Source organism: Chryseobacterium sp. UF-290 (assembly GCF_058245615.1).
The window spans coordinates 26,894-51,328 of the sequence record NZ_JBSICB010000006.1 but is presented as its reverse complement, the minus strand read 5'-3'; the positions used below and the strand labels follow the sequence as shown (position 1 = coordinate 51,328).

Genomic DNA, 24,435 nt, shown 5'->3' with positions numbered 1-24,435 from the left:
TTTAGTTTTGTGATCATTAATAAATATTTAGCAAAAATTATTCCTTAATCCTATCAGATCAGGAATTAAAATTACCTTTTGATACATATACTACTTTTTTAGTATCAAAGAACTCTTCATCAAAATAGTTTTTAAGGTTGAAAATTTCGCATTTAATTCCGGCAAGCTCTTCAGCAAGATCTCCGCCTTTCAAATATAAAATTCCGTTATGTTTAGGATTAAACTGTTCTTTTTCAAATTTTCCTTTCAGCCATCTTAAAAATTCAGGCATCTGAGTTACCGCTCTGCTGACTACGAAATGGAACCTTTCTTTTAATTTTTCTGCTCTTCCGTGGACAGCCGTTACATTTTTCAACCCTACTCCTTCTGCTACAGCCTTTACCACAGTGATCTTCTTACCGATAGAATCGATTAACGTAAACTCAGTTTCAGGAAATAGAATAGCTAAAGGAATCCCGGGAAAACCTCCGCCGGTTCCAATATCCAATACTTTAGTTCCCGGAGCAAACTCCATCACTTTCGCAATTCCCAAAGAATGCAGAATATGCTTTTCATACAGCGATTCCATATCTTTTCTGGAAATTACATTGATCTTTTCATTCCATTCATTGTACAAAGCTTCCAGTTTTGCAAACTGTTCTAACTGTGTTTCTGTAAGACCCGGAAAGTATTTTAATAGTAACGATGTAGACATGTGAATTATTATAGTCAGCAAAAATAAGTTTTTATTCGCTTTGTTCAAATTTTAACGGCAGTTATATTCAAAAATAAGACCGTCCCTTACTCCTGTTTCTGACTATTTTTTTCAATAGGATTATTCGTTTTCATAAGACTTTTAACATTTTCATGGGGTAAGTTTTTGCTAAAATAGGGTTAAAATTGCTTCAATAAGCCAAAGAAAATATTATTATTTCCAAATATTGTGATACGATCAAAACCTGATAAAAATCTTTAAACTGAAGTCATTTTTATATCTCCCAGAAACCGTTTTTATTATATATTTGTTAAAATTCAAAAAAATACATGGATAAACTTTCAGATAGAGTAAAAAGATTAGGATACTCACAGACTTTTGTAATGTCTAACAAAGCCAGAGAAATGAAAGCCAGCGGAATAGACGTGATCAGCTTAACTCTGGGAGAACCGGATTTCGATGTCCCTGACAATATCAAGCAGGCCGCTTTCGATGCCATCAACCAAAACTACAGCCACTACTCTCCTGTTCCAGGATTTATGGAACTGCGTGAGGCTATTGCCCATAAATTAAAAAGAGACAATAATTTAGAATACAAACCGGCTCAGATCTGCGTTTCCAATGGTGCCAAGCAGGCTATTCTGAATGTGCTGGCAGCCATCATCAACGATGGGGATGAAGTTTTGCTTCCGGCTCCTTACTGGGTAAGCTATGATGAAATGGTAAAAATGATGGGGGGAAACTCTGTAATACTTCCTACCTCTTATGTAACGGATTTTAAAGTTACGGCAGAACAGCTGGAAGAAGCCATTACAGATAAGACCAAAGCGATACTTTTCAGCTCACCATGCAATCCATCCGGAGGATATTACACATACGATGAATTAAAATCTATCGCTAAAGTAGTTGCGAAATACCCGCATGTAACGATCATTTCAGATGAGATCTACGAATTTATCAATTATGAAACAAAAACAACTTCTATCGCACAGTTTCCGGAGGTATATGAGCAGACTGCCGTGATCAACGGAATGTCAAAAGCCTTTGCTATGACCGGATGGAGAATCGGATATTCCGCCTGTCCTGAATGGCTGGCAAAAGCGTGCGAAAAAGTACAGGGACAGATGACCAGCGGAGCCAATACGGTGGCTCAGAGAGCATCCATCACCGCTTTAAAGACAGATCCTTCCGAATACAGGTATATGATTGATGCTTTCAAAAAGAGAAGGGATCTTGTGTATGAATTGATCAAAGAAATTCCCGGATTCAAGGTGTTGCTTCCTAAAGCCGCCTTCTACTTCTTCCCGGATATTTCTTATTATATCGGAAAAACATTGAACGGAACAGAAATTAAAAACTCTGACGACTTTGCGATGTTCCTTTTAGAAAATGCTCGTGTAGGATGTGTAGGAGGATATTCTTTCGGAAGCCCGGAATGTATCAGATTCTCTTATGCAGCTTCTGAAGAAGATCTGAGAGAGGCCATGAAACGGATTAAAGAATTATTGGAACAATTCAGCTAAAAATAAAAAATAAAACACAACACCTACAACAATGAATTTGTTTAAAAAACTAACGATCGTCACAAGCATTGCCGCCGCAAGTTTTGCAGGTTATGCTTACGGACAGGATTTCCAATGGAAAGAAGCTACTTCTAACGGTTATAAATACAAATATGTAACCAATGATCCTACTTCAGCAAGATATTATACCTTAAAAAACGGCTTAACAGTCATTTTAAGTCCTACAAATAAGGATCCGAGAATTCAGACGTATATCGCAACAAAAGCAGGAAGCAAAACCGATCCTGCGGACCATACAGGTCTTGCCCACTACCTGGAGCATATGCTTTTCAAAGGGACCAACCAATTCGGTTCCAAAGACTGGGCAAAAGAAAAGCCTCTTCTGGATCAGATCGATGCTCTTTATGAGAAATACAACCAGACTAAGGACGAAGCTAAAAGAAAGGAGATCTACAAAGAAATTGACAGGATTTCCGGAGAGGCTGCCAAGTATGCGATCGCTAATGAGTATGACAAAATGATGGCCGGCATGGGGGCTGACGGAACCAACGCCTTCACCTCTTTTGAACAAACGGTATATACGGAAGACGTTCCTGCCAATGTGATCGATAAATTCCTTGCCGTACAATCAGAAAGATTCAGAGAGCCTGTTCTGAGACTTTTCCATACAGAGCTTGAGGCAGTATACGAAGAGAAAAACAGAAGCCTTGATGATGACGGAGATAAGGTTTTTGATACCATGTTCGCCAACCTCTTCCCTAACAACAATTATGGAAAGCAAACGACCATCGGAACAATCGAGCACCTGAAGAACCCTTCTCTGCATGCTATCAGAGAATATTTCAACAATTATTATGTTCCCAACAATATGGGGATCATTATGTCAGGGGATTTCAATCCGGATGAAGTGATTGCAAAGATTGATAAAGCTTTCTCTTATATGAAGTCGAAACCCGTTCCTGAATATAAAGTGGGACAGGAAAAACCCATCACCTCTCCTGTGATCAAGGAAGTTGTAGGTCCTAATCCTGAAAGCGTAATGCTCGGCTTCAGATTTCCGGGAGCATCAACGAGAGACGCCAGGTTATTAAATCTTGTAGGAAGCATGCTTACCAACGGACAGGCTGGATTGATTGATCTTGACCTGGTAAAAAAACAGAAATTATTAGGAGCGGGAGCTTTCCCTTATGCTTTAAAAGACTACTCTGTATTGCTTCTGCAAGGAAGGCCAACGGAAGGACAGTCTCTGGATGAAGTGAAAAACCTTCTTCTTCAGGAAATAGACAAACTGAGAAAAGGGGAATTTTCTGATGACCTGATCCAGTCTATTGTCAACAATGAAAAGAAAAGCATCATTCAGAAGGATGAAAAATATTCGTCAAGAGCCAGTATCCTGATGGATGAATTCACTTCAGAGGTCGATCATAAAGTAATGCTGGAATATGTAGATGAAATTTCCAGGCTTACGAAAAAGGATATCATGGATTTTGCAACCCGATATCTTCAAAGCAACAATTATGTAGCGGTTTACAAGAAAAAAGGTGAAGACAAGAGCATTGTGAAAGTAGACAAACCTACCATCACTCCTGTGTCCGTCAACAGAGAAGACCAGTCTCCTTTCCTTAAAAAGATCGATGAAATGCCTGAAAATGCGATTGCTCCGGTCTGGTTAAATTACGACAAGGACATTGCTAAAAACAAGCTGGGAGAAGTGGAAGTTCTTTCTGTAAAAAATACAGACAACGCCCTTTTCAGAATGTATTATCATTTTGATTCAGGAAAATGGAACAATAAGATCCTTCCCCTGGCCGCAGAATATCTTCAGTATCTCGGAACTAAGAACAAGTCCTCCGAAGCGATCAGCAAAGAATTCTACAAACTTGCTTCAAGCTTCAATGTGAGTGCAGGGAATGAAGAGACCTACGTATCTTTAGAGGGATTAAATGAGAACTTTGATAAGACCATTACTTTATTTGAAGACCTGATCAAAAACTGCCAGGCGGACCAGGCTGCACTGGATGCTTACAAAGCAAGACTGAAAAAAGCCAGAGCCAATGCAAAGCAGAACAAAGGCATCATTATGGCAGGACTCAGAAGCTACGCCCAATATGGAGCGCAGAATCCTTTCAATAATGTTTTAAGCGATGCCGAGCTGGATGCGGTAAAGGCGGAAGACCTGATCAATGTTCTTCATGATCTGTTTAATTTTAAGCACAAAGTACTTTACTACGGTCCAAAATCAGGGAACGAAGTTGTGGCATCTTTAAAACCTGTTCACAAGCTTCCTGCAACCCTGAAAGAGCTTCCGAAAACAAAGACTTTCACTCAGATTCCTACAGATAAGAATAAAGTATTGTTTGCCCATTATGACATGGTACAGGCGGAGATCTTCTGGGTAAGAAACTCTGAACAGTACAATCCAGCCATTACCCCTACCGTAAGTTTATTCAACAATTACTTCGGAGGAGGAATGGGTTCCATCGTATTCCAGACGATCAGGGAGTCTAAAGCATTAGCCTATTCTACTTATTCCTATTTTGCGCTTCCGGGTAAGAAAACGGATAAAGATATGATCATGGCCTATGTAGGAACTCAGGCTGATAAATTCAATGAGTCTACTACAGCCATGAATGAGCTTCTGACCACCCTTCCAAAATCTGAACAGTTGTTCGAAACCGCGAAAAGTGGATTGAAAAAATCAATCGCTTCTGAAAGGATTACTCAGGACGGGATTATTTTCTCTTATCTGAAATCCCAAAAGCTCGGAAACAGTTTCGACATGAGAAAGAACGTCTATGAACAGGCTCCTAAGCTGTCTTTTGCAGACATCAACGCTTTTCATGATAAAGAAATGAAAAACAAGAATTACACCTATTGTCTGGTTGCTTCTCAAGATAAAGTAAATGAGGCCGATATGCAGAAATTAGGAGAGATAAAAAAACTCAGCTTAACCGAAATATTTGGTTACTAAAATAAGTAAAAAGGCCCTGGTTTCAGGGCTTTTTTGTAATAACACATCAAAAACAATTATAGATTTTATTTATCAATATTCATTTGACTGATAGACAAATCTTTCTATATTTGCATCAGAAATTTAAATATAAAAACAGAAAATTATGTCTTTAGTAGGAAAACAATTCCCAAATTTAACAATTGACGCAATGTCTGAAATGGGTGACGATCTTAGAATCAACATCCTTGAAGAAGCAAAAAACAACCAACAAAAAGTTCTTTTGTTCTGGTACCCTAAAGATTTTACTTTCGTATGCCCTACTGAGCTTCACGCTTTCCAGGAGGCTTTAGGTGAATTCGAAAAAAGAAACACTAAAGTGATCGGTGCTTCTTGTGATACCAACGAAGTGCACTTCGCATGGTTGAACACACCAAAAGATAACGGAGGTATCGAAGGAGTTACTTATCCACTTTTAGCTGATACTCACAGACAACTGGCCAACGCATTGGGAATCGTAGATCAGGATTTCGAATACGATGAAGAAGGAAATGAAATTTTCACAGGTTCTAACGTAACTTACAGAGCAACTTACCTTATCGACGAAACCGGAAAAATTTTCCACGAAGCGGTAAACGATATGCCTCTTGGAAGAAACGTAAAAGAATTTTTAAGACTGATCGATGCTTATACGCACGTTCAAAAGCACGGTGAAGTATGTCCGGCAAACTGGGAGGAAGGAAAAGAAGCAATGAAAGCTGACAGAACTTCTACTGCAGAATACTTAGCTAAGAACTAATACAATTTAACAATCTATTAATTTAACAATGTAACAATGCATCCTTGTAACAATAGAAATTCAGTAATTCTCCAATTGTTATATTGATACACTTTTTAAATTGTTACATTGTTAAATTTTAATTCTTAAAATTTAACACTCATGTATACAGAATTAACCGAAGATACATTACAAAATATTGTAAATGACAACGAAAAAGTAGTTGTACAATACGGTGCGACATGGTGCGGAAACTGCCGGATCATGAAGCCGAAATTTAAAAAATTAGCATCTGAAAACGAATCAATTCCATTTTTATATGTAGATGCTGAAAAGCTTCCTGAAAGCAGAAAATTAGCAAAAGTGGACAACTTACCTACTTTCGCCATCTTTAAAAACGGTGAATTGGTCAATCAGGTACAGTCTAACCAGGCTGAAAGTTTAATCAACCTTTTTAACGAATTATCATAATGAAACTACCGGTAATCAGACAATTTTATCAGAATCAGAATCCTGAAAATCTTGAAAAAACTTTAGAAGTTCTGGAAAGTTTCTGTGAATTCAGAGGAACAAGCGAAGAGGATCTCAATGTAGCAGGAGAACTGATCACAAATATTTGTGGCGCTTTAGAAGTTCATGCTAACGTACAGAGCGGAATGAGCGAAAAAGATGCGCTAAACTCTTTTGCACAGAAGGTGCTGGGGTCTATCGATAAATAATATCTTTCGGTTAGCCATAATCAAAAGATTGAAAAACACAAAATACAATACCTGAGGTTTTTCCTCATTCCTATATTTTTTCTATTCTTTAAGAATCTTTTCAACCGTAAAATATACTTCAGAAGACTTTAACCAGTCACATGAAGCTGAGATTTGCATGAAAAATTTTAAAGAATATCCAATTAAAATCCCGGTGAAATGTCATCAGGATTTTTTGGGTTCTTATGTTTTAGTAACAGATTTACCTATATCACATCTACGATTACAAACATCCTTCTGAGTGGGATTGACTTAAAAATGAAATCACAAAAAAACGTTTTTTAAACATCTTGGTATCCCTTAATAAGTTTACAAATTATACCGCATAAAAAGTTCACATAAAGATTTTCAAAAAACTTAAGTACAATTTTTATACGCAAAGCTTGTCACTTAAAAAGAGCTAAAATATTTAATCTTTTGTGGTAAAAAATTACTGTTCCCGATTGATTGATCTGCTCAATCCCCAAAATCTGCGAGAACTTTAATTAATTGCATTGGAAAAAACCATACTGCTTTTGCTAAAAATAAAAATCCCGATGAAAACATCACCGGGATCATACTTTATTGAATAGCCTTCATTTGAATTAGCTTCTTCTGCTCATCAAAATACTTAAAATATACCAGAACAAAAGCATAATAGAAGCAAAAAGCTGTAGCGCCGCTCCTACGTACTGATTGGTTCCAAACGCGTCTTTCAGTTTACTTGTCTGATATAAAATGGATGCTGAAGCAAGAATGACCATCCCGACTGAAAACCATAAGCCCAGGTTAAAACCAAATATCATTCCTCCAACGATCAGCCCGATCGCAATGAATCCACCGATTACGATAATATTCCTTAGGAAAGAAAAGTCTCTTTTTGAAGTAAAAGCAACAGCCGAAATACCTGCAAACATAGCAACCGTCAGAGTTGCAGCCTGAAAAATAACATTAGCACCGCCCGCCATATTGGTTGCAATAAACAGCAATGGCATAAAAATGATAGCTTCCAGTACAATATAAAAGCCTAATCCTAAATACTGAGTTGATTTGCTTTGTGAAAGCGACCATTTGGAAGCCAGAATAGAAGCCAGCCAGAAAACACCGATGATCAGTAACCAGGTATATCTCTGGCCAAACATCATGGCAATAATTTCCACCGGTACCGTCTTTAGTAAAATAGTCTCAATACCAATAAACGCAAGAATAGACAAAGCAACATGCAAATACGTCTTCCTGTAAAAATTCGCTTTTTCCACTTCTGAAGAATGAGCGACTAAAACATCTGTCATCATAGTTAATATTTTTTTTAATTAAATCGAAAATAAAATTTATTTGTCTTTTTTAGCCGGCATCACTCCAAGGATCTTTCCGTCATCTTCAAATACAGCACTCACCACTTCTTCTGTATCTCTGGAATATTTGTATTTGATATTAGGATGACTTGCACCATCCATGGTTATGTAATACCCTACTTTTAAAATTTCAAGTTTTTGATCCGGGTCAATACCGTCTTTAACCTTTTTAAGGACGTCTTCTGTAACAATCTCTTTAACTTTATCAGAAAGCAGTTCGTTGACCGTTTTCTGGTCGGAAGACTGCAGGGCGCTTAGAAATTTAAAAAAGTTATCATTATAGATATTGACCTTTTCTTTACTTATCGTAGCCGGCTGCTCCTTTTTCTGGTTGTTCTCAACCTTCAGGTCAACCACTTTCTGCGCAAACATTAACTGTCCGCCCACGATAGCAAGGCCCAGAAATATTTTTTTCATATGTTCCGTTTGTTATTAGGTGAAATAAGTGATGGAAGATACGAAAATCAGACCAGTTCTAAAAATTTCATCGTATCTACATTATCTGCATACGTATCAAGACCGGGATTCTGGGCTTCACCAAACGAAATTGAGTTCAATCCCAATGCATTTCCGGCTACAATACACTGAATATTTTCTTCGTTTTCAGCAATAAAGTTCTTCACATCATCCAGAGATTCATACCTGCTGAAGTTGATTACAGAAAGCGGACTGAACAGCTTATCATCTTCCTTCAGCATCACAAAATTATTATCCCAGAATTTTTCCTGGTTCAAAAGATATACAGCCCTGTTGTAGTCATAATTATTGGCATATTTATTATGATTGATAATATCCTGGAACCCAAGGAAGTTTTCAAACAGCCTGTCGATCAGAAAATCCTTCGGAATAAAAATTCTCGTTACATTTCTGCAGCCTAACCCGAAATACTGGAAAATATCTTTTGCTAAAAGCTGAAGCTCTTCATCTGTTTCATCTCCTTTCAAAACGGCAATTGAAGTTCTGTTCTTACGGATAATATTTAAATGATCTTTAAAATAATATTCTAAATATCTTGCCGTATTATTACTTCCCGTAGCGATCACCGCATCAAAATTCTCTAATTTTTCTACAAATTCAAACTGAACCTGTCCGTCAGAGAATTCATTCCATTTCTTTAATAAAAACGGGATCAGATATTTATCCTTTGACGACAGCTTAATTACAGGAATATGATTGCTTAAAACCACAGAAAGCACATCGTGAAAACCTACCATAGGGATATTTCCGGCTAAGATCAGTCCTACTCTCTTTGGAATCTTAGAGATCGAATAATTTCCAAGCCAGTTTCTGATATTCCCTTCGGTCAGAAGATCTGTCCATTGCTGTAAGGCAAATTTCTGATTATCAATGGTAAACCACGGATTCTCTATTTCGGATTTCTTTAATAATAATTCAATATTTACATCATCTTCATTGTGATCTTCCTGTTTTTTAGATAAAAACGTTTTTATATAGTCACTTAATTTAATAAGTCCTAAAACTTGATTTTCGATATTCATAATTACTTTAAAATTGGGGAATATTTTGTAATTTTGTGCAAATTTAAAAAAAATTAGCGATGGCTATTAAAATAACTGATGAATGCATTAATTGCGGGGCTTGCGAACCGGAATGCCCGAATAATGCAATATATGAAGGAGCCGTAGATTGGAAAGCTTCTGAAGGAACAGCTCTTCAAGGCACAGTAACATTACCTTCAGGACTTACTGTAGATGCCAATGCACCTCAGGAGCCTGTAAGTGATGATGTCTATTTCATTGTAACAGATAAATGTACAGAATGCAAAGGATTCCATGAAGAGCCACAATGTGCTGCTGTATGTCCGGTAGACTGCTGTGTGCCTGACGAAGATCATGTAGAATCAGAAGAAGCACTGCTTGATAAAAAAGCATTCTTACACGGCGAATAAAAAACTCCGTCTCATGATATTGAGACGGCTTTTTTTAACCCAAAACCCAGTAAACTTAACATATAAACCACAATAAAGCTAAAGGAATGAAAAAATTTCTGACAGCAACCAAAAAATAAAAATATGAACAAAAAGCACAACTTCAGCGCAGGACCATGTATTTTACCACAGGAGGTATTCGAAAAATCAGCACAGGCAATTCTGGATTTCAATGGTATCGGACTATCTCTTCTTGAAATTTCCCACAGAAGCAAGGATTTCGTTGCTGTAATGGACGAAGCACGTGCAATTGTAAAAAGACTGATGAATCTTGGTGATGATTATGAAGTTCTTTATTTAGGAGGCGGTGCCAGCATGCAGTTTGCAATGGTTCCTTACAACCTGATGAAGGTAGGCGGAAAAGCGGCTTACCTGGATACGGGAACATGGGCTGCTGGAGCCATTAAAGAAGCAAAAAAATTAGGAACTGTAGATGTAGTAGGCTCTTCAAAGGAAGAAAATTACTCTTTCATTCCTAAAGGTTATACTGTGGGAGCAGAATATGACTATTTCCACTGTACTTCCAATAACACGATCTATGGGACCCAGATGAAAAGCTTCCCTGAAGTTGATACCCTGATGGTATGTGACATGAGCTCCGATATTTTCTCCAGACAGCTGGATTTTTCTAAATTTGATCTGATCTATGCCGGGGCTCAGAAGAATATGGGACCTGCAGGAGTTACTTTAGTGGTGATCAGAAAAGAGATCCTTGGGAAGACAGGAAGAGAAAATATGCTGTCTATGCTGGACTACTCACAGCATATTTCTAAAGAATCCATGTACAATACTCCGCCGGTATTCCCGGTGTACGCCTCTCTGCTGACACTACAGCATCTTGAGAACAACGGAGGAATCGCGGCAGCGGAGCAGAGAAATGAAGCCAAAGCGAAGCTTTTATATGATGAGATTGACAGCAACCCTCTTTTCGAAACATTCTGTGTAAAAGAAGACCGCTCGTTAATGAACGTTTCTTTCAAGATCACAGATGAAAGCAAAAAAGAAGAATTCGACAACGCCTGGAAAGCAGCAGGCATCAGCGGACTGAACGGCCACAGAAGTTTAGGAGGCTACAGAGCCAGCTTATACAATGCCCTGCCGATTGAAAGCGTACAGGTTTTGGTGGATGTAATGAGATCTGTCAAATAATTTAAGGATTCAAAAATTCAAAGATTGAAAAATTAAAAAGCAGTTAATTTAAATTTATTAATTTGCGCCTCAGTTTTAAAATGTTGAAATATTTAAATTTTTCAATCTTTAAATCAAATAATACATGAAAGTTTTAGCAAACGATGGAATCTCAAAAGCAGGAGAGCTCGCTTTAAAAGAAGCCGGAATTGAAGTTCTGGACAATAGAGTGGCCCAGGATCACGTTATTAACTTTATCAACGATAATAATGTGGACGTTCTTCTCGTAAGAAGTGCAACGAAAGTGAGACAGGAGCTGATCGATGCATGCCCGGACCTTAAGATTATAGGAAGAGGGGGTATCGGAATGGATAATATTGATGTAGAATATGCAAAGAGCAAAGGGATCAAGGTCATCAATACCCCTACAGCATCTTCAAAATCAGTAGCAGAGCTGGTATTCGGACATTTCATTGCATTGGCAAGGTTCCTTCATGAATCGAACAGGCTGATGCCTTTGGAGGGAGAAACCCACTTCAATGCCATGAAAAAGTCATTCAGCAATGCGTATGAACTTTCAGGAAAAACATTAGGAGTGATCGGCTTTGGAAGCATTGGCCAGGAAGTCGTAAAAATAGGAATCGCTTTAGGAATGAAAGTACAGGTTCTGACAAGAAGTCCCAAAACAGAAGTTCTTACCCTGAATTTCTTCGACGGGCAGTCAGTCAACTTTGAAATCACTTCCACCAATGATATGGATGCGTTCCTCAAAGATGCGGATTTCATCAGTATCAATACTCCAAAAACGAATGAGTATATCATAGACACCCCTCAGTTTGAAAAGATGAAAGACGGTGTTTATATTGTCAATACTGCAAGAGGCGGTGTGATCAATGAAGTGACGCTGATCGATTTTATAGATTCAGGTAAAGTAGCCGGAGCGGCATTGGATGTTTTTGAAAATGAACCCAACCCGGAACTGCCTTTATTAATGAATCCTGCATTGTCCCTTTCCCCTCACGTAGGCGGAAATACGATAGATGCGCAAGAGAAAATCGGGATCGAACTTGCAGAACAAATTATTAAGCTACAAAAAGAAACTATAAGATAAATATGCCTGTTTTTAAACCTTTCCGTGGAATAAGACCTCATAGAGACATTGAGAGTACCTTCCCTACCCATCCACTGGATAATTTCACCCAGGAAGAGATCGCAGAGAAGGCTCAAGTTGAAAATACTTACATCAATATGATCAAACCATACGTTGTAAGTAAATCTAAAGATATTGACCGGAACCTGAGAAAGATCCGTTCTACCTTTGAAGAACTTCTGGAAGAAAAGAAATTGGTCCAGGACAATTCAGCCTACTATCTTTATGAGCAGATCTATCCCAACAAACAGATTTTCAGAGGGCTTCTCGGACTGGCAAGTATTGAAGATTTCTGGAATGGAAAAATAAAAAGACACGAAAGTACCATTCCTCAGAAAAAAGAAAAACTGGCTCATTACCTTGAAAAAGTAAACCTGCAGGCGGAACCTGTACTGCTTACCTATCCTGCCAACTCAAAAATCGAGTTGCTGATGAATCATGAGGAAAAAAATGTGCCGATCTTTAATCACGTAGATTCTATCGGAATCAGACATAAGATCTGGAGAATAGACAACCGTCTGAAGCTACAGCAGTTTAAAGAAGTGATCGATCAGATCGATTCATTTTATATTGCTGACGGACACCACAGGATCGGGTCTACCGCTCTGAATGCCAAACGTCACAAGGAAAAAAACAAAAGACATAACGGTACGGAACTTTACAACTTTGTATACAGCTTCATCGTTTCAAACCAATCGATTAAAATTCATGACTACAACAGAATTTTACACGATCTGAACGGGACCTCCAATGAAGATTTCCTGAAAGAGCTCGAGCAATATTTCCTTATTCATGAAAAAGGAGAGACACCGTACTACCCTTCTCAGAAATTCCATATCTCTATGTATATGGGTGGTAAATTTTACTCTCTTCACGTAAAGCATGACCTTCGTTCCAAAGAAATGTCTCTGGATAACCTTGATCATCACCTTATAGACAAGTACATCTTCAAAAGTATTTTAAAGATCGAAGATCCTGACAGCTCTGAGCTGATCTCTTATGTAAAAGGAACTTCCAATATTGACGGGATCAATATTCTAAAAGAAAAAGTGGATAGCGGCGAAGGAAAAGTAGGCTTTGGAATATACCCTGTAAGCTTTAATGATATGATCAAAATTTCAGATCTGAAGCTGAGCATGCCTCCGAAATGTACATTTATTGAGCCAAAATTGATTACAGCCCTGTTAATGTACGACATGAAACCTTAATAAATTCCTATTTTTTCCCTACTTTTATCATCGGAAAAAGAAAGGTAAATAAAAAATGAAAAAAATATTCATTATACTTCCACTCTTTTTGAGTGGATTTTTATTTTCTCAAAAAAAGCCCCAGAAAAAACCTGCCGGTAAAACAGCGATTCCTGTAAAATTAAATTATCACGATGAATTCAAAAAGATCTCAGACGAGATCATGACCAATGGTAAGGCTTATGATCAGCTTGGAGAACTCACCAAAGGTATCGGACCACGTTTCAGCGCGACTCCCGGATATGCGAAAGCAGTAGAATGGGCAGAAAAAAAATTCAAAGAAATTGGCATTGAAATGATCTGGAGACAAGAAGCCAAAGCTCCCGTCTGGATCAGAGGAAAAGAATCTTTACAGATAAAAGCAGGAAATGGAGATTGGAAAAATATCAGAATGCTTTCTTTCGGAAACTCTGAAGGAACAGGCGGAAAAGACCTGATAGGTGAAATTGTTTTAATTAATTCCACTTCGGAGCTTAATGCGATGTCAGTAGGACAGTTGAAAGACAAAATAGTCTTCGTGAATGTTCCTATGGACCCTAAAATCATCAATACCAGTGATTCCTATTTACTGACTGCAAAATCAAAATTAATTTCCGCTTCGGTAATTGCCAAAACAGGTGCAAAAGCATTAATTATAAGATCATTGACAACCGCTGATGACGATACCCCTCATGCCAAAATGATTTACTACGAACCGGATGATAAAGTTAAAATTCCTGCTTTATCAATAGGCGTAAGATCGGCAGATGAATTGGAAAAAATACTGAAAAAGCAAAAAGTCACTGCTAAAATCAACATGACTGCTGAATCAAAAGGAGACACTACAAACCCCAATATTATTGCTGAAATACAGGGCAAAAAAGATTCTAAAGTGATTGTTTTAGGTGCTCAGCTTGATTCGTGGGATATTGGTGAAGGGGCAATTGATGATGGGACCGGAGTTGTTCAGTGTATCGAAGTTTTAAGAACATTAAAAGCACTCGGGTATCAAAATAATCACACCATCCGGGTAGTCTTGTACGCAAACAGTGAAAACGGAGGACAAGGCCGAGAAATGTACACGGCTTATGTGAAAAAGAGAGATGAAAAACACATATTTGCTTTAGGAACAGATGCAGGAGGCTATTCCCCACGGGGATTTTCTTTGGATATGTCACCTCAAAGAAGAAGATTGGTATATCCCTGGAAAGAATATTTTCTTCCTTATGGCGTTTATGATTTTGACCAGACAGACGCTATTCAGGATATTTCACCTTTAAAAAAACTGGATATTCCTTTAGCAGAGCTTGTGGTAGACACACAAAGATACTTCGATTATCATCATTCCGAACAGGATACTTTCGATAAAGTGAATAAAAGAGAACTTCTTCTCGGAGCGGTAGCGATGACACAAATGATTTTTATGGTCGATAAAAACTGGTAATATGAAAAAGATCGTCACCTTATCATTATTAACATTAGGAGCCTTTCTATTGGGCCAGGTCAAAGAAGACTCCATACAGTTCAGGAGAATCTCTACAGAAATTCTGAACAACGGAAAAGGATACAATGAACTGAAGGAACTTACAAAAAACATCGGACATCGGTTAAGCGGCTCAGAAGCCTATGAAAAGTCCGTAAAATGGGCAGAACAGAAACTCCGTGACGCCGGAGCAGATAAGGTATGGCTTCAGGAAGTCATGATCCCGGTTTGGGAAAGAGGTAAAGAATCCCTGCACATCAAAACAGCCAACGGTAAATGGAAAAGCATGAAAATGCTGTCTTTAGGAAATTCCGAAGGAACAGGAGGAAAAGATGTTTCCGGTGAAATCATTATGGTGAAATCACTGGAAGAATATGATCAGCTTCCCGCAGAAAAAGTAAAGAACAAGATCGTATTCTTTAATTATCCTTTTAACCAGGGACATGTACAGACTTTCATCTCCTACCGGGAAGCTGGTGCTTACAGGCGTACAGCTGCTTCTTTAACCGCAAAAAAAGGAGGTAAATTTGCCATTATCAGGTCCCTTTCTTCAGCATTTGACGATGTTCCTCATACAGGTAATATGCGCTATGAAGATAATATTTCCAAAGTTCCGGCTATCACCATTGGAAACACTTCCGCAGATGAGCTTGAAGCATTGTTGAAAACTCAGACAGTAACAGCAAAGCTCAACTCCAATTGTGGAATGAAAGGAGAAAAACTCTCCCACTCCGTCATTGGTGAAATTACAGGCAAGAAAGACCAAAGCGTCATCGTCGTTGGCGGACATCTTGATTCCTGGGATGTAGGAGAAGGTGCCCATGATGACGGTGCCGGGATTGTACAGAGCATTGAGGTTTTAAGGACATTCAAAAAACTGGGAATACAAAATAACCATACCATCAGAGCCGTTTGCTTTGCCAATGAAGAAAATGGAACAAAAGGCGGAAAACAATACGGAAAAACAGCAAAAGAAAACAACGAAAAACATCTTTTTGCCATAGAATCCGATGCAGGAGGCTTTTCACCACGAGGAATTTCACTGGAAATGGATGATTCCCAAAGAAATCAGATCAAAAGCTGGGTAAACCTGTTTTTACCTTACGGTGTCTATAACTTTGAAGGAAAATATTCAGGTTCAGATATTGCCCCGCTTCATGATATGGGAGTTCCCACAGCGGAGCTCGTCCCCGATCCGCAACGCTATTTTGACATTCACCATACTGCAGAAGATACTTTTGAAAAAGTGAACCGGAGAGAACTTCTTCTCGGTGCTGCTGTGATGACACAACTTATTTATATGATCGATAAAAATTGGTAACAATGAAAAAGATATTAGGAACCTCATTATTGCTTTTTGGAATGGTTGCTTTTGCCCAGACCAAAGAAGATTCTGTTCAGTTCAGAAACATTTCCACAGAGATTTTAAATAACGGAAAGGGGTATAACGAGCTGAGAGAGCTCACCAAAACCATTGGCCACCGTTTAAGCGGCTCAGAAGCCTATGAAAAGTCCGTAAAATGGGCAGAACAGAAACTCCGTAACGCCGGAGCAGATAAGGTATGGCTTCAGGAAGTCATGATCCCTGTTTGGGAAAGGGGTAAAGAATCCCTGCACATCAAGACCCCAAACGGAAGCTGGAAAAGCCTTAAAATGCTTTCGTTAGGCAATTCCGAAGGAACAGGAGGAAAAGATGTTTCCGGTGAAATCATTATGGTAAAATCGATGGAAGAATACGACCAGCTTCCTGCTGATAAGGTAAAAGACAAGATCCTGTTCTTCAACTACCCTTTCAGCCAGTCTTTTATAGAAACTTTCAAAGGGTATGGTGATGCTGCCAAATACAGAACAACCGCAGCTTCCTTAACAGCTAAAAAGGGAGGTAAGTTTGCGATCATCCGATCACTTTCCTCTGCATTTGATGATGTTCCCCACACCGGAGCCATGCGTTATGAGGAAAATATTTCCAAAATACCAGCCGTTGCCATAGGAAGCGCTACCGCAGACGAACTCGAAGCTCTATTAAAAAACCAGAAAATAACAGCTAAACTCAATTCCAACTGCGGAATGAAAGGAGAAAAGCTCTCCCACTCTGTGATTGGAGAGATAACCGGTAAAAAAGATCAAAGCGTCATCGTCGTAGGCGGACACCTCGATTCCTGGGATGTAGGAGAAGGAGCCCATGATGACGGTGCCGGAATTGTTCAGAGTATTGAAGTTCTAAGGACGTTCAAAAAACTGGGAATACAAAATAACCATACCATCAGGGTCGTTTGTTTCGCCAATGAAGAAAATGGAGTAAAAGGCGGAATACAATATGGTAAAACAGCCAAAGAGAAGAATGAAAAACACCTTTTTGCCATAGAATCCGATGCGGGTGGTTTTGCCCCAAGAGGTATTGCCCTGGATATGGATGATACAAAGAGAAAACAAATTCAGAGCTGGTCAAAATTATTCCTTCCCTATGGAGTCTATAATTTTGAAGAAAGATTTTCCGGAACAGATCTTTATCCGCTTCATGATATGGGAATTCCCGCCGCAGAGCTGATGCCGGACTCACAGCGCTATTTTGATATCCACCATACGGAAGAAGATACTTTTGAAAAGGTGAACAGAAGAGAACTTTTATTAGGCGCTGCAGCCATGACCCAGATTATTTATATGATCGATAAAAACTGGTAATATAAAAGGCTAAAATATAAAGAGGTCCATATAAATTCTGGAATAGCAGGATTTGTATGGGCTCTTTTTTTAACCACAGATTTTCACGGATCTGCACAGATGATTGCGTAGATTTTTTATTATTTTTTTTTGATGCGTTCTATTGGTGAAGGTTATATTTTTTTAAACACAAATGACACAAATGATTTCACCAATAACATTAAGAATTCAAAGGAACAGGTTTTAAAAACTGAAATATTATCTTTTAAACTTTTGTCTGTTTTTAAGCTTATATAAAAAACTCTTCCACGAATGATCTATTTTTCCACATGATTCCCAATTTTACGTCAAACTTTTCAGATGCCAGCTAATTCGGACATTCTTTTTTCTACTTCTGAAAGCTGTTGCGCATATCCCAGACTACTGAGAAGCAAAACAAGCCCGATATATATTTTTCTCATCCTCTTATTGTATATAATTGTCCCCAAAATAAAACTTTTTTCTTCGTTTAATGAAATAATAGACAAGACTTATTGAAAAACAGCCCCTTACACTACCCTAAAACAGACTGTTAATAACAAAATTATCACTTTGGCATGAAATTGGCTGATACATTTTTGAAAAAAAATTAGAAAAAGCACTAAGGATGAGAAAAAAGGTTTTCTGTGGATTTTCAGTTTTCCACTGATTCAAGTTCATATTGATGTATATGAATCCTTTTTTTTCTACGATGCCGTAAAAGATACGGGAACGTGATCAATCAACCCTCTGTTGATTTTTCACTGTAGTTTTATGCCCCGTATCTAACTGGTATCACTCATAAGCCCATGGATCATTATTGGTTCAAAAAAATGAAAAATCCCGGACGTAAGCCCGGTATCATGATATAAATAAACGGCAAAGCCATCGTGAACCTTAGCCCAGTAAAAGAATATGCCATTCTTTTTACCGTGATGAGCACGCCTTTATTCTATTAATTATAATGTATAACCCTTAAAATGTTAGTAATGATGAGAGCCTTTTTTGAAATGATTTTTAAGAGAAATGAAGATGCCGCAAAAATGCATATCTGGAGCCTGTTATTGGTGTTGAGCTTTGCTGCCTTTTCTATATTGGTATACACCTCAAAACCAAGCTTAAACAGCTTAATAATATACCTGACCGCCTTTGCCGCTTATATCGGCTTCGGCCTTGTATTCATCAGTTCCTTAGCCGGAACGGGAATGAAGAAAAGATCAGGTAGAAACATATAACTTTTTAATCTTTCTTTTACTGAAAAACCGCCTTGATGAGGCGGTTTTTTTGATAATAACAGGGTGTGTTATCATTACATCGTATAAAATTTATTCCTTAAAAATATCCTTCATCATTTTCTCCAGGAACTTTGTAGTTTCCTCCTCAATCATTTTTTCAGATTTTGTAACCAGTTCCAGCCTAAAGGGTTCACAGCAGGCTCTGATTCCAAAGCCTTCGTCCGTCTTTACAAATTCCGGATGCAGGTTGTGCTCTTTACAGGTTTCTGATTCAATTTCCTGCTTTATTAAATCGTAATTCAGATCAAACATATTTTTATTTTGTATTAGGTGACTGATAAAGATAGAAATAATTTGCTTTCACAGAAAACCGTATTTCTACGGTACTTTATAAAAAACAAAGCCGTCCTTTACAGGACGGCTTTCATATCTTAAAGATTCAATTATTTTACTTTCACAAGCTCAACATCGAAAACTAACCAGGAATTTGGCGGAATCACTCCTCCTGCACCTCTTTCTCCATAAGCCATTGCCGGCGGGATCAATAAAGTGGCAGTTTCTCCTTCTTTTAATAACAGGATACCTTCATCCCATCCTTTGATCACTCTTCCCATTCCGATTGGAATTTCGATCGGCTCGTTTCTCTTGAATGAAGAATCGAACTCAGTACCGTCTACTAACTTTCCTGCATAGTGTACAGATACGTTGTCACCAGCTTTTGGCGCTTTACCGTCAGCTGTTTTAGTGATCTTGTAGTAAAGACCTGATTCAGTTTTCTGCATACCAGCTTTTAAGCTTTCAACTAATTTTTCCTGATTTGCTTTGAACTCCTCTTCTTTTTTCTTTCTTTCCGCTTCTTCTTTAGCGATGAAAGCTTTATTGTTCTCTGCGATCTTAGCTTTACCTTCATTGAAAGTTTTCGCCGCATCGTAGTTTTTGTACTCATCACCTTTTCCGAAAACAGATACTTTTTCTAAAACGATATCCGTTTTAGGCTTATCCTGGGCTCCTTTTTCAACGTTAGCAATGGCATCGATCACTTCTGTACCTTTTACTACCTTTCCGAAGATCGTGTGCTTCCCGTCTAACCAAGGTGTAGCAACTTCAGTGATAAAGAACTGAGAGCCATTTGTATTGGGTCCGGAGTTCGCCATAGAAAGAATACCTTTTCCCGTATGCGTAAGGTCATTTCTTTCATCCTCAAATTTATATCCAGGATCTCCCATTCCTGTTCCCTGAGGGTCACCTCCCTGGATCATGAAATCTTTGATCACTCTGTGGAAAATAGTTCCGTCATAGTAAGGAACTCCTTTAGCCTTAGCTTTGTTATCGATTTTTCCTTCTGCAAGACCGATAAAGTTGGCTACAGTTACTGGTGCTTTCTTGTCTTCAAACTTCACGATCATGTTACCTTTTGTGGTTTGAAGATTAGCATAAAGTCCGTCATTAAGACCTTCGTAAGTTTCTTTGTCTACGTTCATTTTTTTATAAATTGGGGTACAACTCATCAGCGAAATACTTGCCGCTGCCAGAATTATATTCTTGTTAAACAATTTCATGTATTATAATGCTTTTAATTTTATGATTAATGGGATATCGTTATCTATTTTCTTTTCGTCTCCGAAAGTTCCGTAGGCCAAAGAAGACGGTACCAAAAGCGTTACTTCCTCTCCATCATGTATAAAACGTAAAGCATTTTCTACCGCTTTCAGTTCATCAAAATGGCCAAATCTGGCATCTCTTCTTTCAATGGGCTGATCATAAATTTTGGTCTGATCAAAATCATAGAGATCATAGGAATAGGAAATATGGCTTTCATCCGGCCTTCTTTCTCTCTTATCATAGCCTTCTACCGTCACCCAGTAATTCAGCTGCGTAGGATAATACTTCACAGACTGACCATTGATCCAATCCTGGATCTGACCTCTTTCTATGGTATTCAGATTTTTCATCCTGTTTTTAGAAACATCCAGATCTTTCTGACTCAAAACACCTCCTACAGGAGGATGGGCCGTCTGTGCATTTCTGTTGCAGCTCAACAGGGCTGTGGCTGATATGAAGAGTATTTTTTTCATAAACTTTTGCGAAAATACACATTTCGTGAATCAATAACAAAACTTGAGGAAGAAATATGCGAATCTATCAGTACAGATTCATCATAATGAAATCAAGACAGGATTTAAATCATTAAGATATAATTAAGTTTTAAGAAGATGAACCATAAAGCTCCCCCTATCAAAAAGAATAAATATCTAATAAAGAGCAATCCTTTACCCTTGCAATCAGCATCATTAATACAAAAAAGCCGGGAACTTCCCGGCTCTATATGATTGATTAAATTCAGTTAAGATTAAACTGTTTCCAAAACGTGATCTACCGCTACTCTCCATCCGAACGGATCTTCAGAAAGGTTAGTCTGCAGATCTACAAGATCTTTCTTAAGTATTGCGGCGTAGCTTTCTTCATCAGATAATTTTGGAAGCTCTAATTTCTGTCCTTCATATCCTAATGCCTGGAATATGGTAGTTACCACTGCAGTACCTACTCCCCACACTTCTTTCAGAGTACCATTTTTCTGAGCTTCAATTACAGTCTTTACAGCAATAGGCTCAACTTTTACTTCAATTCCTCTTCTCTCAGCCAATTGGATGAAACTGTCTCTCGTCACTCCGTCAAGGATCTTTTCCGAAGTAGGCGGTGTATAGATGGTATCGTTGATTCTTACAAATACGTTCATAGTACCACTCTCTTCAAAATACTCGTGAGTAGCATCATCAGTCCAGATAATCTGCTCATATCCTTCCTCAATGGCCAGCTGTGTAGGATAGAAAGAAGCTGCATAGTTTCCTGCCGCTTTCGCAAAACCAACTCCTCCGTTTGCCGCTCTTGAATAATGATCGGATATTTTTACAGAAACAGGCTCTGAATAATAGCTTTTCGCAGGTGTTGCAACGATGGCAAACATATATTTATTGGCAACTCTTGCTTTCAAAGCTTCCTCTGTAGCAAAAATCAATGGTCTGATATATAAAGACATTCCTTCTCCCTGAGGAATCCAGTCTCTGTCAATATCTACTAATGCTTTTAAACCGTCTAAAAACATTTCCTCAGTCACCTCAGGCATGGCAAGACGCTTTGCTGACTTGTTGATACGTTCAAAATTCTTTTCAGGCCTGAAAAGGAAAACCTGCCCATCTTTGTCTTTGTAGGCTTTCATACCTTCAAAACAAGCTTGTCCATAGTTCACCCCCATCATAGCAGGTGTAAATGGTATCGGACCGTAAGGAACTAATTTTACATCACCCCATTTTCCATTTTCATACTCGCATATGATCATATGATCAATGAAATTACTTCCAAATGAAAAATTGTTCGGGTCGAATGTAGAAATTCTGGAGTTTTCAGTTTTTTGAATTATCATTTTTTAAAATTTTTACGATGTTCTACAAATTTAACATAATTTTCTAAATATAAAAATTTTAGAGTAAATTTGACAAAAAAATAGCTTGAAAAGAGAAATAAAGACCACAAACGACGGTAGTAAAACATTGTTTATCAATGATTTAAATGAAAACTACCATTCTCATCACGGAGCACTCCAGGAAGCAGAACATGTGTTTATTAAAAATGGACTTAATCTGATAAATGATTGCGAAATTAATATTTTAGAACTCGGTTTTGGAACAGGTTTGAATGTTTTAGTGACAATTAATGAATATTTAAAAACTGACAAAAATCATGTCATCAATTATTTTTCGCTCGAAAAATACCCCATAAATGAATCCGAAATAAACGATTTGGCATATTTTGAGCTTTTTGATAACCCTGAGTTCAAAAATATTTATCAGAAAATTCATCTGGCAGATTGGGAAAAGTCAGTTGAAATCATCAGTGGATTCAATTTAAAAAAGATAGAATGTGACTTTTTTGATCTAAAGGGCATTGATTTACCTAAGATTAACCTTGTTTACTTCGACTGCTTCGGTGCAAGAGTACAGCCTGATCTCTGGGAAAAGCCATTATTTGAACTGGTTTCTGACAAAATGGCCATTAACGGATTATTAACGACCTACTCTTCTAAAGGAAGTGTAAGAAGAATTCTTCAGGAGCTCAATTTCAAGGTAGAGAAAAAGCAGGGGCCGCCAGGGAAGAGGGAGATGATTAATGCGTTAAAGCAGTGAGGCAAAGAAGGCTGAGAAAGTAAAGATAACAGGATCTTATTACGAGCAGAAACTATAAATAAATGAATATCAACAAATTACACTCGACACCCGCTTTCTAACCCCAATTATCTCCGCTTTATAAGCCTTCTCAGCTTTCTTTGCTTATTGCCATTCCCTCATAAAAATTCCTTACCTTAGCTATACAAAATATTATACATTATATATATGATAGACAAGATCAACATTAGAGTGTATGCCTGTGCGATAAAAGATAAAAAAGTACTGACCTTATTTGAGGAATATGCCGGCGAACCTTTAATGAAATTTCCGGGAGGTGGCCTGGAGTATGGTGAAGGAGTATTGGAATGCCTGCACCGTGAATTCGATGAAGAACTCAATGTGAAGGTAGATGTTGTAGAACACTTTTATACTCAGGAGAATTTTCTGGTTTCCCGTTTCAGAGAAAACGAACAGCTTCTTACCATATATTATATCGTAAATATTGTCAATGAAGAAGATTTTCTGATTCTGGATCCGTGCATCGAAAAAACAGAATGGATCGAGATAGACAGACCGGATAATCCCTTTCCTCTTCCTGTAGACAAGATTGTATTTGATAAATTAAAAGAAAAATACCTGTAAGACTTACTTACAGGTATTTTTTTATCTTATTTCTTTACTTTAAAATCGTTAGCTCCGGGATAAGGCTGAAGATAGCCGGAGTTCCAGTTGGACTGAAGTAATGACTCTACAAACTCATCCGTTCTGTTTTTATGGGGATCATAACGGTCTTTCAGGTCAATATCAGCCATTTTACCTTTTACATTCCACCAGAAAGCGCTCCATCCTCCTCTCAGCTCTTTAATGATCTCATAAACGTTTTTTCCGGTAGCCCTGTTCATGAGTTTTGCAAAAACCTGTCCTTCTGTAGTGGTAAGGTCTCTAAGCTGTTTTTCATACTGATCTGCAAGCATATTCTGCCTTTCCCTTACAAATTTTCTTTTGGCTTTGCTATCCAAATCGGTCATATCATTCTGAATATCTCTGTATTGTTGCAGAGCAGTGACAAATAAAGGATATACTCTATAGAGCTTTTTATTCAGAAAATAATAGTAATTCTTATCCAGCTGATTATTGAATCTCGGCTTATTCACCAAAACCAGTTCATCCAATACAACGACAGGCTCCCCGTTGACCTCATAGATCTTGACCTGCTGCTGCTCGTCATAATAATATTTATTGCCAAATTCATCCACTTTCAGGGATTCAGGCGGATATTGATTGAGTGGTTTGGCTACCACAGCATCCTTCTGGCCGAAAACACAGACTCCCAAAAAGAAAATAAAAAGACAGATAATCTTACTAAAATTCATTATTTTTACACTT

At 38.0% G+C, this 24,435-nt stretch carries 24 protein-coding genes; 15 read left to right on the top strand and 9 right to left on the bottom strand.

Annotation, left to right across the window (positions count from 1 at the left end; translation table 11 throughout):
- Positions 1 to 58: 58 nt before the first annotated feature.
- Positions 59 to 694, bottom strand: coding sequence for a 16S rRNA (guanine(527)-N(7))-methyltransferase RsmG (gene rsmG, locus AC4IF5_RS08895; protein WP_490733681.1), 636 nt, complete (start codon positions 692 to 694; stop codon positions 59 to 61).
- 329 nt (positions 695 to 1,023) lie between these two features.
- Here rsmG and AC4IF5_RS08890 point away from each other — a divergent pair, with 329 nt between their 5' ends.
- The 5 genes from AC4IF5_RS08890 (at position 1,024) to AC4IF5_RS08870 (ending at position 6,664) form a co-directional block, all read left to right on the top strand.
- Complete coding sequence (locus AC4IF5_RS08890) at positions 1,024 to 2,217, top strand: pyridoxal phosphate-dependent aminotransferase (RefSeq protein ID WP_490733679.1); 1,194 nt, start codon at positions 1,024 to 1,026, stop codon at positions 2,215 to 2,217.
- A gap of 31 nt (positions 2,218 to 2,248) precedes the next feature.
- Positions 2,249 to 5,188 (top strand): M16 family metallopeptidase, encoded by a 2,940-nt coding sequence (locus AC4IF5_RS08885; RefSeq protein WP_490733677.1) that lies wholly within the window; start codon positions 2,249 to 2,251, stop codon positions 5,186 to 5,188.
- Between the two features lie 145 nt (positions 5,189 to 5,333).
- Positions 5,334 to 5,966 (top strand): peroxiredoxin, encoded by a 633-nt coding sequence (locus AC4IF5_RS08880; protein ID WP_490733675.1) that lies wholly within the window; start codon positions 5,334 to 5,336, stop codon positions 5,964 to 5,966.
- Positions 5,967 to 6,107: 141 nt separating this feature from the next.
- Positions 6,108 to 6,416, top strand: coding sequence for a thioredoxin family protein (locus AC4IF5_RS08875; protein ID WP_292014833.1), 309 nt, complete (start codon positions 6,108 to 6,110; stop codon positions 6,414 to 6,416).
- Complete coding sequence (locus AC4IF5_RS08870) at positions 6,416 to 6,664, top strand: DUF6952 family protein (protein WP_490733673.1); 249 nt, start codon at positions 6,416 to 6,418, stop codon at positions 6,662 to 6,664. The genes AC4IF5_RS08875 and AC4IF5_RS08870 overlap by 1 nt, the downstream gene beginning before the upstream one ends.
- 623 nt (positions 6,665 to 7,287) lie before the next feature.
- Here the strand turns inward: AC4IF5_RS08870 and AC4IF5_RS08865 are convergent.
- Genes AC4IF5_RS08865 through AC4IF5_RS08855 form a run of 3 tightly spaced genes read right to left on the bottom strand, consistent with a single transcriptional unit; the run spans position 7,288 to position 9,536 of the window.
- Positions 7,288 to 7,977, bottom strand: coding sequence for a Bax inhibitor-1/YccA family protein (locus AC4IF5_RS08865; RefSeq protein ID WP_490733671.1), 690 nt, complete (start codon positions 7,975 to 7,977; stop codon positions 7,288 to 7,290).
- 36 nt (positions 7,978 to 8,013) lie between these two features.
- Positions 8,014 to 8,454, bottom strand: a complete 441-nt coding sequence (locus AC4IF5_RS08860) for a peptidylprolyl isomerase (RefSeq protein WP_490733669.1) — start codon at positions 8,452 to 8,454, stop codon at positions 8,014 to 8,016.
- Between the two features lie 47 nt (positions 8,455 to 8,501).
- Positions 8,502 to 9,536: an acyl-CoA reductase gene (locus AC4IF5_RS08855; RefSeq protein WP_490733667.1), complete on the bottom strand. Its 1,035-nt coding sequence runs from the start codon at positions 9,534 to 9,536 to the stop codon at positions 8,502 to 8,504.
- A gap of 59 nt (positions 9,537 to 9,595) precedes the next feature.
- On the opposite strand from AC4IF5_RS08855, the gene AC4IF5_RS08850 reads away from it, so the two are divergent.
- The 8 genes from AC4IF5_RS08850 (at position 9,596) to AC4IF5_RS08815 (ending at position 18,886) form a co-directional block, all read left to right on the top strand.
- Entirely contained in the window at positions 9,596 to 9,946 is a 351-nt protein-coding gene (locus AC4IF5_RS08850; RefSeq protein WP_490733665.1) for a 4Fe-4S binding protein, read from the top strand.
- A gap of 123 nt (positions 9,947 to 10,069) precedes the next feature.
- The gene (gene serC / locus AC4IF5_RS08845; RefSeq protein WP_490733663.1) at positions 10,070 to 11,134 is read left to right on the top strand and encodes a 3-phosphoserine/phosphohydroxythreonine transaminase; all 1,065 of its coding nucleotides are present in this window, start codon (positions 10,070 to 10,072) and stop codon (positions 11,132 to 11,134) included.
- 124 nt (positions 11,135 to 11,258) lie between these two features.
- Complete coding sequence (locus AC4IF5_RS08840; RefSeq protein ID WP_490733661.1) at positions 11,259 to 12,224, top strand: D-2-hydroxyacid dehydrogenase; 966 nt, start codon at positions 11,259 to 11,261, stop codon at positions 12,222 to 12,224.
- 2 nt (positions 12,225 to 12,226) lie between these two features.
- Positions 12,227 to 13,471: a DUF1015 domain-containing protein gene (locus tag AC4IF5_RS08835; protein WP_490733659.1), complete on the top strand. Its 1,245-nt coding sequence runs from the start codon at positions 12,227 to 12,229 to the stop codon at positions 13,469 to 13,471.
- Positions 13,472 to 13,526: 55 nt separating this feature from the next.
- The gene (locus AC4IF5_RS08830; protein ID WP_490733658.1) at positions 13,527 to 14,933 is read left to right on the top strand and encodes a M28 family peptidase; all 1,407 of its coding nucleotides are present in this window, start codon (positions 13,527 to 13,529) and stop codon (positions 14,931 to 14,933) included.
- 1 nt (position 14,934) lies between these two features.
- Entirely contained in the window at positions 14,935 to 16,293 is a 1,359-nt protein-coding gene (locus AC4IF5_RS08825) for a M20/M25/M40 family metallo-hydrolase (protein WP_490733656.1), read from the top strand.
- Between the two features lie 2 nt (positions 16,294 to 16,295).
- On the top strand, positions 16,296 to 17,654 hold the full coding sequence (locus tag AC4IF5_RS08820) for a M20/M25/M40 family metallo-hydrolase (protein WP_490733654.1): 1,359 nt from the start codon (positions 16,296 to 16,298) through the stop codon (positions 17,652 to 17,654).
- 986 nt (positions 17,655 to 18,640) lie between these two features.
- Entirely contained in the window at positions 18,641 to 18,886 is a 246-nt protein-coding gene (locus AC4IF5_RS08815) for a hypothetical protein (RefSeq protein ID WP_490733653.1), read from the top strand.
- A 90-nt stretch (positions 18,887 to 18,976) separates the two neighbouring features.
- Here AC4IF5_RS08815 and AC4IF5_RS08810 read toward each other — a convergent pair whose 3' ends face one another.
- The 4 genes from AC4IF5_RS08810 to AC4IF5_RS08795 all read right to left on the bottom strand — a co-directional run bounded on the left by AC4IF5_RS08810 (position 18,977) and on the right by AC4IF5_RS08795 (position 22,307).
- Entirely contained in the window at positions 18,977 to 19,198 is a 222-nt protein-coding gene (locus AC4IF5_RS08810) for a hypothetical protein (RefSeq protein WP_490733651.1), read from the bottom strand.
- Between the two features lie 131 nt (positions 19,199 to 19,329).
- Positions 19,330 to 20,367: a peptidylprolyl isomerase gene (locus AC4IF5_RS08805; RefSeq protein WP_490733649.1), complete on the bottom strand. Its 1,038-nt coding sequence runs from the start codon at positions 20,365 to 20,367 to the stop codon at positions 19,330 to 19,332.
- An 81-nt stretch (positions 20,368 to 20,448) separates the two neighbouring features.
- Positions 20,449 to 20,961, bottom strand: coding sequence for an FKBP-type peptidyl-prolyl cis-trans isomerase (locus AC4IF5_RS08800; protein WP_490733647.1), 513 nt, complete (start codon positions 20,959 to 20,961; stop codon positions 20,449 to 20,451).
- 275 nt (positions 20,962 to 21,236) lie between these two features.
- Positions 21,237 to 22,307: a branched-chain amino acid aminotransferase gene (locus AC4IF5_RS08795; RefSeq protein ID WP_490733645.1), complete on the bottom strand. Its 1,071-nt coding sequence runs from the start codon at positions 22,305 to 22,307 to the stop codon at positions 21,237 to 21,239.
- An 85-nt stretch (positions 22,308 to 22,392) separates the two neighbouring features.
- Between AC4IF5_RS08795 and mnmC2 the strand changes: the two genes are divergently transcribed.
- Positions 22,393 to 23,067, top strand: coding sequence for a tRNA (5-methylaminomethyl-2-thiouridine)(34)-methyltransferase MnmC2 (gene mnmC2 / locus AC4IF5_RS08790; protein WP_490733643.1), 675 nt, complete (start codon positions 22,393 to 22,395; stop codon positions 23,065 to 23,067).
- 207 nt (positions 23,068 to 23,274) lie between these two features.
- Positions 23,275 to 23,691: an NUDIX domain-containing protein gene (locus tag AC4IF5_RS08785; protein ID WP_490733641.1), complete on the top strand. Its 417-nt coding sequence runs from the start codon at positions 23,275 to 23,277 to the stop codon at positions 23,689 to 23,691.
- 26 nt (positions 23,692 to 23,717) lie between these two features.
- Here AC4IF5_RS08785 and AC4IF5_RS08780 read toward each other — a convergent pair whose 3' ends face one another.
- Positions 23,718 to 24,422, bottom strand: a complete 705-nt coding sequence (locus tag AC4IF5_RS08780; RefSeq protein ID WP_490733639.1) for a DUF4294 domain-containing protein — start codon at positions 24,420 to 24,422, stop codon at positions 23,718 to 23,720.
- Positions 24,423 to 24,435: the final 13 nt, after the last annotated feature.